A 15,662-nucleotide genomic window follows, 5' to 3' on the forward strand; every position below is an offset into this window, starting at 1 on the left:
ATCAAAAATCAAAAATCAAAAATCAAAAATCAAAAATAAAAAGCTTACTTTCGTATTTAAAGTCGCCAAGCAGTGCCGCCTTATGGTTTATTTTAGCTATTGGCTTTGCTGGCGGAGTTATCTTTTGGGGGGGATTTAATACCGCGCTTGAAGTGACCAATACCGAAGAGTTCTGCATTAGTTGTCATGAAATGGAAAATAATGTTTATGAAGAATACAAAGAAACTATCCATTACTCTAATCGTTCGGGCGTTCGTGCTACTTGTCCAGACTGTCATGTTCCCAAAAAATGGACACATAAAATTGTTCGTAAAATTGCGGCGAGTAAAGAAGTTTGGGGCATGCTTACTGGCTTGATCGACACGAGAGAAAAGTTTCAAGATCATCGCCGCGAATTGGCTGAACGTGAATGGAAACGGATGAAAGAGAATGATTCACTGGAATGTCGTAACTGCCATGATTTTGAGTACATGGACTTTTCAGGACAAGGTAATCGCAGTGTTAAAATGCATTCAAGTGCGCTGGCTTCTGGCGAAAAAACCTTTATAGATTGTCATAAGTATATCGCCCATGAATTACCAGACATGAAGGTGTTGAAAACTGGTGGTTTACTGACTTTCTGTGAATAGCTCAAACGCTTGTTCGTGAATCCGTGATATGTAAAAGCCTCTTTAATTGTCATGATTAAAGAGGCTTTATTTTGTTTCGTGTATGATAGTTTTAACTCTTATTGCTCTAATTATTGCAGCAGATTTTTACTGAACTCTATTAATTGAAAACTTATTTATGCCTGTTTTATTAGATATTAGAGCACTTTCTTCATGACGATAGCGTCTTCATAACCGAAACCAGAGGCACTTGGGTAGTAACCTGTTCTTCTGCCAGTTTCAATAAAGCCATTATTGATATACATCATTTGAGCACTGATGTTTTTTGCCCGAACTTCTAACCAAATAACGGTATTGTTTAGTTTTTTTGATTGCATAAAAAAGTGTTCTAGTAATGCTTTACCATAACCTTTGCCCTGCAGTGTAGGTAATACACAAACATCCATTAACGTTGCTTCACCAGCGACATGCTCGCCAATATAAAAACCCACTAACTCATTGTCCACTTGTAAGTAATGACCATAATAGCGCGCGCCAATACAGCCGTTAAAGGTTTTTTCACTCCATGGGTGAGAGTGACAAGCATTCTCTATAGGGATTAATAAGTCTAAGTCGTTGTTTAATATTTTATGGTAGCTAAAAGTCATATCATTGAATTTCTTGTAGTTTTTGCCAAAGTGTTTGTTTTAATAGCGGAGAATTTTTCAAAACGTTAATCGACGGGGTAACCAAGTGATGCTTTGTGAGTGATATATCAGTCTGTTCACTAAATTGCCAAGTTAATAAACCTATCGATAAGGCGTTATTATTGCAACTTACTTCACCAATGGAGCAACCTAAAGAGTGCAGGATGTCGGTAAATATATGAGTATCAACTAATGTAGCAAGTTCAATGTCTAGATAAAGAGGGTGGTCGCTATCGTTCGTTTTATCACTGTTCTTTAACTGCCAAAGTTCAATACCCATAGCCTGCAAGTGCGAAAACTGTCTTTTAGTCATGGTCATAAATTAAGGCGATAAAGCATAGCGTAAGTAAGAAGCACATAATGACAGAATTTTCACTTAATACCAAATATACCCGTTAATATAGACGGTGTATTAATTCTCTGATTCTGAATTAATCGCAAATTTAAAGATAAAGCCACTGTACTTTATAGCGTTTTAATTTGAGTCATGACTAGTTGTTCTAACTCTTTAAAACTAATGGCTTTACTGAAATAATAACCTTGATACTCCTGATACTCCTGATAGTTTAATTGTTGGAGAAACGCTAAATGTTCACTTAATTCCACCCCTTCTGCGATAACACTTAAATTTAAATTATTAGCCAAGTTAATAATAGAGTGAACAATACTTTGATCAATTGAAGACTCATGCATTCCCATAATAAACGAACGGTCAATCTTGAGAATGTCGAAAGGAAATTGTTTTAAGTAATTTAAAGAAGAAAAACCTGTACCAAAATCATCTAATGAAAGCTTAAAGCCAAGTGCCTTAAGTTGTTGCATAGTTAAAATAGCGATATCTATTTTATCCAGTAACATACCTTCAGTAATTTCAATTTTTATCCTGGCGGGAGGGATGCCATATTGGTTTAGTTTCACTTTTAAAAGTGCAATAAGGGCTGCTGAGTCAGAAAAATTTTTGCTGATAAATTAATGGCAATAGGTCCAAAGTATAACGCTTGTTTTTGCCATAAAGCAACTTGAGCGAAGACCTTATTTATTGCGATTTCATCCAGTTGATCTATTAGACCAAGCTTTTCAGAAAAAGGAATAAAACTGTCAGGGTAAATAATATTACCGTCCGCTTCAACCCAGAGAATTAAGGCCTCTGCACCCGAAATTAAGCCAGACTTAGTATCAACAAAGGGTTGATAATAAAATTCAAAGGTCTCATCTTTTATTGCTGTGAGTAGCCTTTGTTCTTGCGCTAATTGTTCTGCAACTTCACTGTTCATGCGCTGTTCAAAAAATTGATAATTATTCTTTTTTTGAGCTTTTATATCAAAGATTGCTAACGCTGCTTTTCTTAATAGCTCTTGAGGAACATCAGCATCTTCAGGGTATCGTGTAATGCCAATGCTTGCGGTAACAGTCAACTGGTGGTCATCAAAGGCATATGCAGTGTCAAAACAAGACAGTATTTTCCGTGCAACAGCGATAGCGCCATAATTAGGGTCAGAAAGCTCAACTAAAATACAAAATTCAGCACCATTAATACGTGCAATAACGTCTTTTGGGTATAATACCGCACTTAAACGATGGGCAATTTCACAGATAACTTCATCACCGGCACTATGACCATAAGTATCATTAATTTTTTTGAAACTATTTACATCAAGTAATAATACGGTTGGTGATTTTTGAGAGCGCTGAGAGTTCAAAGAAGATTGGACAATCAATTCATGCAGTAGGGGTTCTATTAGGCAATTTGGTTAAATCATCGTGGGTAGCAAGCTTACTCAATTGCTGTTGTATTTTTACTTTTTCAGTAATGTCTCTAAAAACACCAAGATAATGGATGATTTCATTATTATCGTTTGATATCACTTCAATCTCTAATTCTAAACTATAAATTTCACCGGTAGATTTTTGATCAAAAAGCTCCCCTAACCAACTACCATGTACTATAGCCTAAGCGCGTAATTTTTCAGATAAATCAGTAGGCTGGCCATTTATTTCTGCAAAAACTACCTTTTGACCTATTACTTCAGATTTATGCTTGTGGGTATGTGTCACGTAAGCATTCTTTACTACTTCAATTTCGAAGTCTTTATTGCTTATCCATACCGCATCAGCCGTATTCCTAAAAGCAATAGACAATAACGCCAACTGTTCTTCATTGGCTCTAATTTCATTATTATGACGTGTTAAACGTACTTTTTCTTTTCGTATATAATGACGATTTACCGTAAGTAATAAAATGACTAAGGAAAATAGACTAATTACAATCGTCACAATACTCTGACTTATTGCTGACTGTAACTCTAATGTTTGTAATTGATTTTCAGCTTGTAATAAGTTGATTTTTTTCTGTTTTACTTCTGCTCTATATTGATTTTGTAGAACCCTGATTGATTTTTGCTGTGCTTCGCCATTAAGTTTATTAATGAATAGGGTATGTTTTTCATAAAAATTAAGGACTTGTTGCCACTTTTTCTGCGCTTGATAAGCTTTGCTGATGCGTTTATAGGTCTCTGGTTCAAGTTGCTGAAGTTTGGTCTCTTGATAGTAAAGTAATGCGCGATTATAAATAGCTAAAGCTCGAAGAGGCTCTCCCTGCAGTAGATAGATATCGCCAATAAAGCCTTCCGCACTAATTTGTGATTTTTTATTCTTGGTTGCTGCAGTTAATTGCAACGCTTCTTCTAATTACTTTTTTGCTAATGTTAATTCATTAATTGTAATGTAGGCATCGGCGAGACCAATAATGGCACCTAATGTCTCTTTAGGAAAATATTTACTGTCAGGGTGATTAATCACTTTTTTATAAGATACGATTGTATTCTCAAACTGTTTAAGATCAGTATAATAGATACCTTGATTTGAAATGTTAATGATATATAGCACACTGTCGTTAAGTTGTTGTGATATATCTATAGGTCTCTCTAAATATTTTAAGGCCGCATGAAAATCTTTTTGTGCCCAGCTAATTAGCGATAAATTATTAAGCGCCGCTGCGAAACCCTGTAAAGCCTGCAAGTCTTCATATAAACGCAAACTAGTAATAAAATACTGTTGTGCTTGGTCATAGTCGCCAATTGAGAAATACGAAATACCGGTTAAATTATTAATTTCAGCAACATCTAAGTTGGTCAGGTGGGCATCATCATTTAAAAGACTGTTATTTCTTTTTATTATTAGGTTGTTCATCTGATTAAATAACAGCAAGGAAATCTTTAATGCTGGCAGATGTTGTTGATCATTTTGTAACTCAAGCAGCTGATTTTTTTAATAGAAGATTTAATGCTAATAAGGATTTTTTTGAAATAATTTGATTAAGGTTTTTTTTATAGCGGTCTAACCATCTTTGAGCATTAATAGTATCTCATTGAAAAATAGCATTGTAATGCAACTGATTAATAATTAGTGCTTCAAAGCGCTTGTTTTTAAACGGCGTTAGTTGCTCAAGCAGTTTAGTGTAGCTACTTTCTTTTTCTTGAAATGAAATCGACGTATTATTACGGTTAGACTGATAATCGGTGTCTAAATTTACTTCGCTGGTTAGCGCTGTTGCAACAGTGCTAAATATTATGAAATATAAAGAAAAAAATAATAAATAGGGTGATTTTATTTGGGGCACAGTACTAAAAAGTGTCAAATTATTCCAGTCAGATATTATTAGAAGTAATAAATATATTATAGGTTATATTTTTATTTCTTCACCTAAAAATAAATTATACTTTAATAAGTATAATGACTGCTCTTATTTTGAGAGAACTGAGTTACTATTAAGTTTTCGGTGATTTATAAAGATAGATATTTTATCATAGCTAGAAATAGCTAAGAAAAGAATTGGCAGGGGTGGAGAGATTCGAACTCCCAACCGTCGGTTTTGGAGACCGCTGTTCTACCAATTGGAACTACACCCCTGCAACGGATTCGAATTATACGCAAGCAATAGCAAAGGTAAAGCGCTAAAGTCAAAAAAAATGAAATAAATGACTGTTTGCTTAAAATAACAACATTGCGTTTGTTTTAAAATCAATTGTTATCAGGTAAAGCAAACAATCACAGATACACTATTAATTATTACAAAAACGAAGTGCCTCTGGGTAGGGGAATACATCTTCAAATTTACCCGTAGCCACACTTTTTTGGCATTGTTGCCAAAAACTGGCTTCTAACAAATCTGCATGATGTAATAAAAAAGCATTGCGGTATTTAGTATTTGCCAACGCAAAAGTCGCAATTTCTTCTGGAAACATGTCGCCAGGTGCTACCGAGTACCAAGGTTCTGCAGCGTAAATTTGTTCCTCGGTAATCGCTTCTGGTTTCACCCTAAAGTTAACTTCATCCATATAGGTTATTTCATCATAATCGTAAAATATGACTCGTCCATGTCGGGTTACGCCGAAGTTTTTGAGTAACATGTCGCCAGGGAAAATATCGGCAGCAATTAACTGTTTGATCGCGCTGCCATAGCCATACATTGCTTCTTCAATTTCCTCATCACTTGCTTTAGCTAAATATAAATTGAGCGGTGTCATACGACGCTCAATATATAAATGTTTGATGATAATTAATTCATCTTCAAAACGAATAATAGATTGAGCAACATTGAGCAGCTCTGTTAATAATTCTTCACTAAAACGGTCTTTGGGAAAAGCAACTTCAGAGTATTCCATGGTGTCAGCCATTCGGCCAACTCGGTCATGTAATTTAACTAAGCGATATTTCCCTTTAACTTCTTGCTTAGTCATGGTCTTACTCGGGGCAAATTTATCTTTTATAATTTTAAAAACATAAGGGTAAGAGGGTAAGGTAAATACTGACATCACCATACCTTTAATACCTGCAGCTAATTCAAACTTGTCATCACTTGCGTCGAGGTGATTAAGAAAATCACGATAAAACTGTGTTTTCCCTTGTTTATGAAAACCAATGGCTGAATATAAATCGGCTAAGGTTTTATGAGGAATTAAGCGTTTTAAAAATTGCACTAAAGCAAAGGGATGCTGACAGTCGACAAAAAAGTAAGCGCGGGCAAAACCGAAAACCACCGCCATATTTGCCCCTTCGGTTAATAACGCATCTATGTATAATCCTGCTGCTTTTCCTTCTTTTTCATTATTAACAATAGGGACAATAAAGGGGGTTTCACCGCCAGGAGAAATAACTCGACCAATAATATAAGCCCCTTTGTTACGATAGAATATAAAATCAAGAATATCGAACTTCAATTCGCTAAGTTTATATCGTGTTTTATGAGCTTGAACGCGAAAAGACTTTATAAGACTTTTCATGTCTCTTTCTAAGTTAACAAAGGGAATGTTGAAGTTGGCATTATTCATAATAGCCGCAATAGTTTGTTCTAGGCCTAACTCACTTGGCAAATAGCGCGTGTATATAATAGGATTGGCAATGTTTTCTATTTTTTCAACGGTACTTTTTACAAAAATAAAAGCATTGTGGTAGTACTTACGTTCAAATAAATGACAAAAGATAGAGTTATAAAAGCTCTCTGCTAGCTCTGGTTGATGGTGTTCTTTTAATAAATCGACGTAACTTACCTTAACGTTTTGCCATAAAAGTTCGTCAAGATTTGAGACAAAAAAATCTTTTTTAATGGTCTCAAGTGTTTCTTCAACACGTTTATCATAAAAGTCTGTTCTACTTTTTGCTGCATCTTGAACCGCTTGCCATTGGCAGAGCTCAAAGCGTTTTTTTGCGGATTGAGTAATTTCACTAAAAAGATAGATATGTCGCTCAAAGCCATTAAGGATGGTTTTAGCGAGAGCAAAAGAAATATTGTTCATGATATTTTCAACTATAAATTTATCGATAATCTCAGCATACGGTAAATTGTCAAAAAGGGGAGATAAAGTTTCCAATATGATGATTATAAACAAGGTAAATACTAAGCTGTTTTATATTTAAGGTCTCTTGACCCTTTATTGCCACCGTATCGGCGTTATTACTTGCTATTGTTGGCGCTGAACACTAAAATTACGCGTTTTTTATTCTCTTAAAATAGATATTCTAATTGGTATTTACATGCGCGTAGCTGACTTTTTTTTTGATTTACCCGAAGAACTTATTGCTCGATATCCGAAAGCGGATCGTACCTCAAGTCGTTTAATGTCTGTTAACGGTAATAGTGGTAAAATCCTTGATCTTGGATTTACCGATATTATTGAACAACTTAATGCTGGTGATCTACTTATCTTTAATAATACCCGCGTAATACCAGCGCGTATGTTTGGACAAAAAGAAAGTGGGGGGAAAATTGAAGTTTTGGTTGAAAGGATCCTCGACGAAAAACGTTTTCTTGCTCATATTCGTGCCAGTAAGTCACCGAAAGTCGGTAACAAACTTATTTTAGAAGGCAAAGTCTCTGCGACTATGCTTGGTCGACATAGTGCTTTATTTGAATTAGAAATACAGGGTGATCAATCAGTTTTATCCGTGCTTGAAGAAATTGGCCATATGCCATTACCTCCTTACATCGACCGTCCTGATGAAGACAGCGATCGTGAAAGATATCAAACTGTTTATAATGAAAAACCTGGTGCGGTTGCTGCACCTACCGCAGGTTTACATTTTGATGAAAATTTATTAGAAAAAATAAAAGCTAAGGGTGTTGATCTCGCTTTTATTACCTTACACGTTGGCGCAGGTACTTTTCAGCCAGTAAAAGTCGATGAAATAGCCGACCACATTATGCATGCTGAGTATGTTGAAGTATCTGACGAGGTTGTTCAACAGATAGCCCTGACAAAAGCGAATGGCGGTCGTGTTATCGCTGTTGGTACAACTTCGGTACGTTCGATAGAAAGTGCTGCTAAGGTGGCTAAAGATAAAGCATTACCGCTTAGCGCTTTTTATGGTGACACGGATATCTTTATTACCCCAGGATATGAATTTCAAGTAATTGATGCCTTAATCACTAATTTTCATTTATCAGAGTCAACCCTGTTAATGCTCGTTAGCGCTTTCTCGGGTTACGAACACATGATGTCTGCGTATCAACATGCAGTGCATGAAAAATATCGTTTTTTCAGTTATGGCGATGCGATGTTTTTAACGAAAAAAGATTACAATATTTAAGATGATGTATAAAGCGTTTAATAATTTATAATAAACAACCGCTAGCCTGTTTCGCTAGAGGGTTTGGAGAAAGTCTATATGACAGATAAAACAGTAGCACCAGTGACTAAACCAGTAAAAAGCAAGATGAAGTACCAATTAATCAATACTGACGGTAAAGCACGTCGAGGCCGTTTAACGTTTGATCGTGGCACAGTAGAAACGCCAGCGTTTATGCCAGTAGGGACTTATGGCACGGTTAAAGGTATGAAAATGGAAGATGTTGAGGCAACAGGTGCTGAAATTATTCTAGGCAACACTTTTCACCTTATGTTACGTCCTGGTACTGAAATTGTTGAACAGTTTGGCGGTTTACATAATTTTATTAATTGGCAAAAGCCAATTCTTACTGACTCTGGTGGTTTTCAGGTGTTCAGTTTAGGTAAAATGCGTAAGATTACCGAAGAAGGGGTTAAGTTTAGTTCTCCTATTAACGGTGATAAAATAATGCTAACTCCTGAACGTTCAATGGAAGTTCAGCGCAGTTTAGATGCCGATGTTGTGATGATTTTTGATGAGTGTACGCCATATCCTGCATCACATGAAGAATCAAAAAGTTCGATGGAATTATCACTACGCTGGGCACAGCGTTCTAAAGTTGCTCATGGCGATAATCAATCAGCTTTGTTTGGCATTGTACAAGGCGGCATGTATGAAGACTTACGTGAAGTTTCTGTTAAAGGTCTAAAAGACATCGAGTTTGATGGTTATGCGATCGGTGGTTTATCGGTAGGTGAACCCAAAGAAGATATGATCCGCATTCTTGATCACACCACCCCCTTGATCCCTGAGAATAAACCCCGATATCTTATGGGTGTTGGAAAGCCTGAGGACTTGGTTGAAGGTGTGCGTCGTGGTATTGATATGTTTGATTGTGTTATGCCAACACGTAATGCCCGAAATGGTCATCTATTTGTGACTAACGGCGTTATTAAAATTCGTAATGCTAGCCACAAAACAGATACAGGGCCATTAGACAGCGAATGTGACTGTTATACCTGTAAAAATTATTCACGCGCTTATTTGCATCATTTAGATAAGTGTAATGAAATTCTAGGCTCACAATTAAATACCTTACATAACTTACATTTTTATCAACGTGTTATGAAAGGATTGCGTGCGGCTATAGAGCAAGGTAAGTTAGACGACTTCGTGAGTGAGTTTTATGCGTTACGCGGATTACCCGTTCCAGAACTAAAATAGCTATTTACACAAATTAAAAGAATTATCCATTTATTAACAATAAAAATCAGAGGAAATTATGAGTTTATTTATCAGTGAAGCACACGCAGCAACCGGCGCACCAGCAGGTGCCGATGGCACATCAATGTTGATCATGCTAGCCGTTTTTGGTTTAGTTTTTTACTTTATGATTTACCGCCCACAAGCTAAGCGTGTAAAAGAGCATAAAGGCCTAATGTCAGCATTATCAAAAGGTGATGAAGTTTTAACACAAGGCGGCATCGTCGGTAAAATTGTGAAAGTTTCAGACGAAAAAGATTATATCGTAGTAAGTGTTGCTGAAGGTACTGAAGTTGTTCTTCAAAAAGCAGCAATCAATGCGGTATTACCTAAAGGCACAATGAAGTCATTGTAATTGTAAGTCGTGGTAGGTTAGTTACTTGCTAAACAAGTTGACCATTGTGACTAACCTGCAACGATTTAAAAGAACGTTAATAAAAAGGATGAACTTGTGCTAAACAAATACCCCTTATGGAAAACACTGATGGTGCTATTTATAGTCGCTTTTGGTGCTTTATATGCTTTACCTAATTTATACCCTGAAGACCCTGCTGTGCAGGTTTCAGGTTTACGTGGCGTTGAAGCCAATGCTACAACGCTTGATAGCGTAAAGAGCGATTTGACTGCAGATAATATTTCATTCTCAAGTATTGTGCTTGAAAATGGCCAATTACTTGTCCGTTTTAGTGATACCGAGCAACAACTTCGTGCCCGTGATTTGCTTGAGGAAAGTTTAGGCGATAAATTTTCGGTGGCGTTAAATCTTACGCCGGCAACACCTGCATGGTTAGCAAGTGTTGGTGGTACACCGATGAAGTTAGGTTTAGATTTAAGTGGTGGTGTTAGCTTTTTAATGGAAGTGAACATGAGTGAAGCGATAGTTAAAGCGCAAGACGCCCTAGTTGATGATTTTCGTACCGATTTACGTGGCGAAAAAATTCGTTACCGTAGTGTCAAAAAATCGAATGATTCCATTAATGTTCAGTTTCGTAATGCAGAAGACTTAACTACAGCCCATGACTTTTTGAAGAAACGCTACCGTGACTTTTTAATGTCAGAAAATGCAGATAATTTAACCTTGTCTGCAAAAATGACCGATGAAAAAATTAAAGAAGTTCGCGAATATGCCTTGCAACAAAACATTACCATTATTCGTAATCGTGTTAATGAATTGGGTGTCTCTGAGCCGCTTGTGCAACGCCAAGGTAAAAAACACATCATCATTGAATTACCCGGTGTGCAAGATACAGCTAAAGCAAAAGAAATTTTAAATGCGACGGCAACTATCGAATTTAGACTCGTTGATACTGATGGCGATTTAAGTGCGGCACTCAATGGCAGAGTGCCAGCGAGCTCTAAGTTATTATATGAACGTGACGGCAAACCTGTTTTATTGAAAAAACGTGTCATGCTAACTGGTGATCATATTGTTGATGCAGGCTCAAGCTTTGACGAATATAGCCGCCCACAAGTCAATATTTCGCTTGATTCTGCCGGCGGTGGAAAAATGTCCAATGGGACTAAAAGCAATATTGGTAAGCCAATGGCGACCGTATTTATTGAATATAAACCCACTGACCGTAAAGATGCTGAAGGGAATACTATTTTTGAAAAAATAGAAGAAGTTATCTCAGTAGCGACTATTCAAGCACGTTTAGGTAAAACCTTCCGCATTACAGGTGCGGGTAGCCAAAGTGAAGCACATAATTTAGCCTTATTATTACGTGCCGGAGCGCTTGTAGCACCGATTCAAATTGTTGAAGAGCGAACGGTTGGCCCTACATTAGGTGCTGAAAATGTTAGGCTTGGTTTTGAAGCTATTTTAATGGGCTTTGGCTTAGTGTTTATTTTTATGATTATTTATTACCGTGCTTTTGGTGTGGTAGCAAATCTAGCGCTTGGTGCTAACTTAATCTTAATTGTTGGGATTATGTCGTTAATTCCTGGGGCAACGTTAACGTTACCCGGTATGGCTGGTATTGTTCTAACAGTTGGTATGGCAGTAGATGCAAACGTACTTATATTCGAACGTATACGAGAAGAAATACGTGAAGGTAAGTCGATTCAACAATCTATTCATCAAGGATATGAGGCAGCATTTTCAACCATTATTGATGCCAATATTACCACGCTTATTGCGGCACTTATTTTGTATGCTATTGGTACAGGTCCGATTAAGGGTTTTGCGATTACCTTATCTATCGGTATTCTTACCTCAATGTTTACAGCGGTTGTGGGTACACGAACCGTAGTTAATGCTGTTTGGGGCGGAAAACGTCTCGACAAACTTTCAATATAGGGCGAAGATATTTATGCAAATTTTACAATTAAAAGAAACTGTCGCCTTTATGAGTTACCGCAAGGGAGCATTGATGTTTAGTGTTATATTGATGCTTGCTTCTGTATTTTCTTTAATGACCAATAAATTAAACTTTGGCCTAGATTTTACGGGTGGAACATTAATTGAAGTGGGTTTTGAAAAAGCGGCTGATTTAAACAAAATTCGTGCGGTAATGGACAGTAATGGCTATCCAGATGCGGTAGTGCAGTTATATGGTACTAGCCGTGATGTGGTTATTCGTTTAGCCGAACGCGAAGGTTTAAACGTTGAAATGCTCGGTAATGAAGTACTTAGTGCCTTACAAGAAGGTACAGGTCAAACCATGGAAATGCGCCGTATTGAATTTGTGGGTGGCAGCGTCGGCGATGAATTAGCAGAGCAGGGCGGCTTAGCTATGTTAACTGCGCTAATTTGTATTCTCGTTTACGTAGCATTCCGCTTTGAATGGCGTTTCGCTTTAGGTTCGGTGTTTGCTTTATTTCATGATGTATTGTTAACACTGGGTTTGTTCTCGGTATTAAAACTTGAGTTTGACTTGACGGTACTTGCAGCGATATTGGCGGTTATAGGTTACTCACTCAATGATACGATTGTTGTGTCTGACCGTATTCGTGAAAACTTTCGTAAATTACGTGAAGGCGGGCCAGCAGATATTATCAATATTTCGTTAACACAAACCTTAAGTCGTACTTTTATAACGTCAATAACCACGTTATTAGTATTAGCTGCACTGTTTTTTAGAGGTGGTGAGCTTATTCATGGTTTTGCAACCGCGTTATTGTTTGGAGTCTTTGTTGGTACTTATTCATCTATTTATGTAGCAAGCTCTGTTGCACTCGCTTTTGGTATTTCTAAAGAAGACTTAATACCAGAAGTAATTGATAAAGAAGGCGCAGATCAAGAAGAGATGACGCCTTAACGCATCAAGCTGACAATAAAAGTTGTTAACTAAAAGCCGAGTATCCTTATTCGGCTTTTTATTGTCTTATCAAAAAGATTATCTGATACCCCCGTTTAAAAAGGACTTATTAATGACTATTAAGATGATATTTGTAATAAAGTTGCGCTAATGCTGAATTTTATTAGTGTACTGTGTTTACATTAAATCATTTATTAGTATAATTACTCTAGTTCTTAAGGGCGATGCTCTTACCAAACTTTTGTTATTCCATTACAAATGTTTTTATGCCGCGTAACTTACGCGGCTTTTTTTTGCCTAAAAAAGGACATTTAAGGTACGTTAGGCTTTATTGGCAATGTCGTGTATCACTTTAGCAATGTTAATATTATGGTCTTCAGCTCGTGCCGAGCCAACGATGGTAATAGCGACAAGTGAAAGATCGCAATCTTTTGAATTAATATAATTTTGAAGTTTTAAGCTATAAAAAGTTTTTACTTTAGGTTTTAGCGGCTCAGCTCTGTTACCTTCAACCACAATGGCTATTTTATCATTAGACAGTTTAACCAGTGAGCCCACCGGATGGACACCTAAATACTTGATAAACTGTTGAACAAGTAGCTGATCAAACTTGCCTTTTTCGGCTAATAAATAACGTAACGCGTTAATGGGTTGTTGACTTTTTTTATAAGCTTTATCACCTGTTACGGCGTCATAAACATCAATAATTGCTGTAATACGAGCAAGTTTAGAAAGTTTTTCTTTTTTTAAGCCCCTCGGGTAGCCAGAACCATCTAATCGTTCATGGTGATTAATCAACATATCCATAATGATAGGATCATTAAAACCATCTTTTTTACAAAGCTGATGTCCCCATGCAAGGTGTTTTTTAACAATATCCATTTCATTAACTGTCAGTTTATCTGGTTTTTCAATGATGCCTTTGGGTATTTTTGCAACACCAATATCATGTAATAAAGCGCCCAATGTCATTTTTTCAGCGGTTTCTTTATTTAAGCCAAGGAAAAGTGCAAAGCCGCATATTAAGATGGCGCAGTTAGTGGCATGCTCCCATTGATAGGTAGAGTGATGGCGAATACGCGTTAAAATAGTTATGGCATATTGATTACGAATAACCGAGCTGGCTATCTCTGAGGCGAGCAAACTGATTGCCTGCGGTGATAGACTTTTTTGACTTTTCGCTTGGTCGAACAAATCCTGAATTTTTTTATTACTATCATCATAGATTTCACACGAACGTGAAAATTCTTCATTTAATGAGCAAGGTAAAGTCACTGACTCTGCAGTTGATAATTTCTCTTCTTTAGCTGTTAAATTTTTATTTTGTTCCTTATCAGACTCAAGTTTGATAATAACTTGAGTAACGCCTTGTTTTTTTAAAGACATTATTGTGCTTTGAGAATTAACTCTGCCTTGGTTTTTTACTTTTGTTTTACTGTGTTTAAGCATTACGGTGGTAACGAACATACCAATTTCTAGTTCATCAATGCTTAACGTCTTCAATCTAACTTCTTCAGTCATATAGTATTTTTATTATTATTGTTCCATATCCGTTCATACTTGCTTATTTTTTATACTTTTACAATAAATTGTTATATTAGCAAATGAGATGGTGTGAGATAATTGAAGACTGCTCATTAATTAATTGATACCAATAATCATGAATTCAACAATCTTAAGCACCTTTTTAGTCGACGTTAAAAACAATCAATCGTTCTGGGCTCTGCAAGAAAAATCAGCAGAAGATTGGGTAGTACTTGATTCTATTAATTTTGAAAACACTGAAGTTATGCCATTATGGTCAAGCCAAGAACTCGCTCAGAAGCATTGTGTTGATGAATGGCAGGAATATGTTCCGACTAAAATAACCTTAAGTGACTGGTTGGAATTTTGGTTAGAAGACCTTAGTGAAGACGGTGTTATCGTTGGCATTAATTGGCAAGAAGAAACTAGTGATACCAATGATAATACATATGTTGAGTTAGATTTAGCCGAATTTAGTCAAGCACTCGCTGAAATTGAAGCTTTGTAACATTTAGAAAAGCAGTATGTTGACTTTATTATAGAGCTCAACGTGCTGCTATTATTCGCCTGATACATCTAAATAAGTTAGTAAACTTATTCGACCATTCTTGGTAGACGCTATTTTATTTTTATTGATTAAATCCTTCCAGGCGGTCACTTTGCCACCCGTATTGAGCTGCTCAAAGCTTGCCGATTCATTTCCTTGCGCTAAAGATAAAAAATTGAGTAATTTCTGATAACTGTCTGACTCGCTAACATCTATAGTGAGTAAGTCTTTTGGGCGAGCAAGAAAATACTGTCCAACCTCACTCTTATGCCGCTGGTAGCATAATGATAAAAAATTATCATCTTCAATATTATCTAAGGTAAATGGTGAAAATGTACTTTGGTAACAGCGTTTAATAATTGTATTAAAGCCACCATCATCTCGGGTAACATTAATATACATTCGTTGTAGTAATTGCTTAATCGAAGGTAACCATTTTTGTGACTCACGGGACAAATAGATAAATTTACTGTCAGGGTAAAATGTATCTAGACGTTTAAAATCAGCAAAAATGGGCGTATCAGCGATGACTTGTGCATGATCAAAAGTTTTTTGCGTATAAGCTGTGTGTGCGACGGTATAGCCGAGTTCAAGCATAGCGGCACAAATACTGGTGGTGCCGGTGCGAGGTAAGCCGATAATGAATATTTTAGTGCTGTTCATATCTTAG

General features: G+C 36.5%; 18 protein-coding genes and 1 tRNA gene. 7 read left to right on the forward strand and 12 right to left on the reverse strand.

Annotated features, from left to right (window positions below; all coding sequences use genetic code 11):
• Positions 1-14: 14 nt before the first annotated feature.
• Positions 15-629, forward strand: a complete 615-nt coding sequence (locus H4J66_RS04175) for a NapC/NirT family cytochrome c (protein ID WP_182171360.1) — start codon at positions 15-17, stop codon at positions 627-629.
• A 176-nt stretch (positions 630-805) separates the two neighbouring features.
• Here H4J66_RS04175 and rimI read toward each other — a convergent pair whose 3' ends face one another.
• The 10 genes from rimI to aceK all read right to left on the reverse strand — a co-directional run bounded on the left by rimI (position 806) and on the right by aceK (position 7,089).
• Complete coding sequence (gene rimI / locus H4J66_RS04180) at positions 806-1,255, reverse strand: ribosomal protein S18-alanine N-acetyltransferase (protein ID WP_182170995.1); 450 nt, start codon at positions 1,253-1,255, stop codon at positions 806-808.
• A 1-nt stretch (position 1,256) separates the two neighbouring features.
• Positions 1,257-1,607, reverse strand: coding sequence for a DNA polymerase III subunit psi (locus tag H4J66_RS04185; RefSeq protein WP_182170998.1), 351 nt, complete (start codon positions 1,605-1,607; stop codon positions 1,257-1,259).
• A 152-nt stretch (positions 1,608-1,759) separates the two neighbouring features.
• The gene (locus H4J66_RS04190; RefSeq protein ID WP_182171000.1) at positions 1,760-2,212 is read right to left on the reverse strand and encodes an EAL domain-containing protein; all 453 of its coding nucleotides are present in this window, start codon (positions 2,210-2,212) and stop codon (positions 1,760-1,762) included.
• A 2-nt stretch (positions 2,213-2,214) separates the two neighbouring features.
• Positions 2,215-2,994, reverse strand: a complete 780-nt coding sequence (locus tag H4J66_RS04195; RefSeq protein WP_182171010.1) for a diguanylate cyclase domain-containing protein — start codon at positions 2,992-2,994, stop codon at positions 2,215-2,217.
• A gap of 19 nt (positions 2,995-3,013) precedes the next feature.
• The gene (locus H4J66_RS04200; protein WP_182171363.1) at positions 3,014-3,241 is read right to left on the reverse strand and encodes a PAS domain S-box protein; all 228 of its coding nucleotides are present in this window, start codon (positions 3,239-3,241) and stop codon (positions 3,014-3,016) included.
• A gap of 3 nt (positions 3,242-3,244) precedes the next feature.
• Positions 3,245-3,970, reverse strand: a complete 726-nt coding sequence (locus H4J66_RS04205; protein WP_182171013.1) for a hypothetical protein — start codon at positions 3,968-3,970, stop codon at positions 3,245-3,247.
• 12 nt (positions 3,971-3,982) lie between these two features.
• A complete protein-coding gene (locus H4J66_RS04210; RefSeq protein ID WP_182171016.1) occupies positions 3,983-4,483 on the reverse strand; it encodes a tetratricopeptide repeat protein in 501 nt (166 codons plus the stop codon).
• A 175-nt stretch (positions 4,484-4,658) separates the two neighbouring features.
• On the reverse strand, positions 4,659-4,931 hold the full coding sequence (locus H4J66_RS04215) for a hypothetical protein (RefSeq protein ID WP_182171019.1): 273 nt from the start codon (positions 4,929-4,931) through the stop codon (positions 4,659-4,661).
• Positions 4,932-5,126: 195 nt separating this feature from the next.
• Positions 5,127-5,203, reverse strand: a tRNA-Trp gene (locus H4J66_RS04220).
• Between the two features lie 152 nt (positions 5,204-5,355).
• Positions 5,356-7,089: a bifunctional isocitrate dehydrogenase kinase/phosphatase gene (aceK, locus tag H4J66_RS04225; protein WP_182171022.1), complete on the reverse strand. Its 1,734-nt coding sequence runs from the start codon at positions 7,087-7,089 to the stop codon at positions 5,356-5,358.
• Between the two features lie 238 nt (positions 7,090-7,327).
• Here aceK and queA point away from each other — a divergent pair, with 238 nt between their 5' ends.
• The 5 genes from queA (at position 7,328) to secF (ending at position 12,921) form a co-directional block, all read left to right on the forward strand.
• Positions 7,328-8,380, forward strand: a complete 1,053-nt coding sequence (queA, locus tag H4J66_RS04230) for a tRNA preQ1(34) S-adenosylmethionine ribosyltransferase-isomerase QueA (protein ID WP_182171025.1) — start codon at positions 7,328-7,330, stop codon at positions 8,378-8,380.
• Between the two features lie 126 nt (positions 8,381-8,506).
• Complete coding sequence (tgt, locus tag H4J66_RS04235; protein WP_182171367.1) at positions 8,507-9,622, forward strand: tRNA guanosine(34) transglycosylase Tgt; 1,116 nt, start codon at positions 8,507-8,509, stop codon at positions 9,620-9,622.
• 58 nt (positions 9,623-9,680) lie between these two features.
• Entirely contained in the window at positions 9,681-10,016 is a 336-nt protein-coding gene (gene yajC, locus H4J66_RS04240) for a preprotein translocase subunit YajC (protein ID WP_182171028.1), read from the forward strand.
• 96 nt (positions 10,017-10,112) lie between these two features.
• On the forward strand, positions 10,113-11,960 hold the full coding sequence (secD, locus tag H4J66_RS04245; RefSeq protein WP_182171030.1) for a protein translocase subunit SecD: 1,848 nt from the start codon (positions 10,113-10,115) through the stop codon (positions 11,958-11,960).
• Positions 11,961-11,973: 13 nt separating this feature from the next.
• Entirely contained in the window at positions 11,974-12,921 is a 948-nt protein-coding gene (gene secF / locus H4J66_RS04250; protein WP_182171033.1) for a protein translocase subunit SecF, read from the forward strand.
• A 321-nt stretch (positions 12,922-13,242) separates the two neighbouring features.
• Here secF and H4J66_RS04255 read toward each other — a convergent pair whose 3' ends face one another.
• Positions 13,243-14,442 carry an HD-GYP domain-containing protein gene (locus tag H4J66_RS04255; RefSeq protein ID WP_182171036.1) on the reverse strand — a complete coding sequence of 400 codons (1,200 nt, stop codon included), beginning with the start codon at positions 14,440-14,442 and terminating at the stop codon, positions 13,243-13,245.
• A gap of 139 nt (positions 14,443-14,581) precedes the next feature.
• Between H4J66_RS04255 and H4J66_RS04260 the strand changes: the two genes are divergently transcribed.
• Positions 14,582-14,953: a DUF2750 domain-containing protein gene (locus tag H4J66_RS04260; protein ID WP_182171039.1), complete on the forward strand. Its 372-nt coding sequence runs from the start codon at positions 14,582-14,584 to the stop codon at positions 14,951-14,953.
• Positions 14,954-15,004: 51 nt separating this feature from the next.
• Here H4J66_RS04260 and H4J66_RS04265 read toward each other — a convergent pair whose 3' ends face one another.
• Entirely contained in the window at positions 15,005-15,655 is a 651-nt protein-coding gene (locus H4J66_RS04265; protein ID WP_182171042.1) for a sulfotransferase, read from the reverse strand.
• Positions 15,656-15,662 lie beyond the last annotated feature (7 nt).

The organism is Colwellia sp. MB3u-55 (assembly GCF_014076785.1).
Taxonomy (GTDB): domain Bacteria; phylum Pseudomonadota; class Gammaproteobacteria; order Enterobacterales; family Alteromonadaceae; genus Colwellia_A.

Excerpts from the sequence above, each read along its gene's own strand:
- tgt (WP_182171367.1), top strand. The coding sequence starts at position 8,507 with ATGAAGTACCAATTAATCAATACTGACGGTAAAGCACGTCGAGGCCGT.
- H4J66_RS04185 (WP_182170998.1), bottom strand. The coding sequence starts at position 1,607 with ATGACTAAAAGACAGTTTTCGCACTTGCAGGCTATGGGTATTGAACTT.
- H4J66_RS04265 (WP_182171042.1), bottom strand. The coding sequence starts at position 15,655 with ATGAACAGCACTAAAATATTCATTATCGGCTTACCTCGCACCGGCACC.
- H4J66_RS04260 (WP_182171039.1), top strand. The coding sequence starts at position 14,582 with ATGAATTCAACAATCTTAAGCACCTTTTTAGTCGACGTTAAAAACAAT.
- aceK (WP_182171022.1), bottom strand. The coding sequence starts at position 7,089 with ATGAACAATATTTCTTTTGCTCTCGCTAAAACCATCCTTAATGGCTTT.
- queA (WP_182171025.1), top strand. The coding sequence starts at position 7,328 with ATGCGCGTAGCTGACTTTTTTTTTGATTTACCCGAAGAACTTATTGCT.
- yajC (WP_182171028.1), top strand. The coding sequence starts at position 9,681 with ATGAGTTTATTTATCAGTGAAGCACACGCAGCAACCGGCGCACCAGCA.
- H4J66_RS04255 (WP_182171036.1), bottom strand. The coding sequence starts at position 14,442 with ATGACTGAAGAAGTTAGATTGAAGACGTTAAGCATTGATGAACTAGAA.
- rimI (WP_182170995.1), bottom strand. The coding sequence starts at position 1,255 with ATGACTTTTAGCTACCATAAAATATTAAACAACGACTTAGACTTATTA.
- H4J66_RS04210 (WP_182171016.1), bottom strand. The coding sequence starts at position 4,483 with ATGAACAACCTAATAATAAAAAGAAATAACAGTCTTTTAAATGATGAT.
- secF (WP_182171033.1), top strand. The coding sequence starts at position 11,974 with ATGCAAATTTTACAATTAAAAGAAACTGTCGCCTTTATGAGTTACCGC.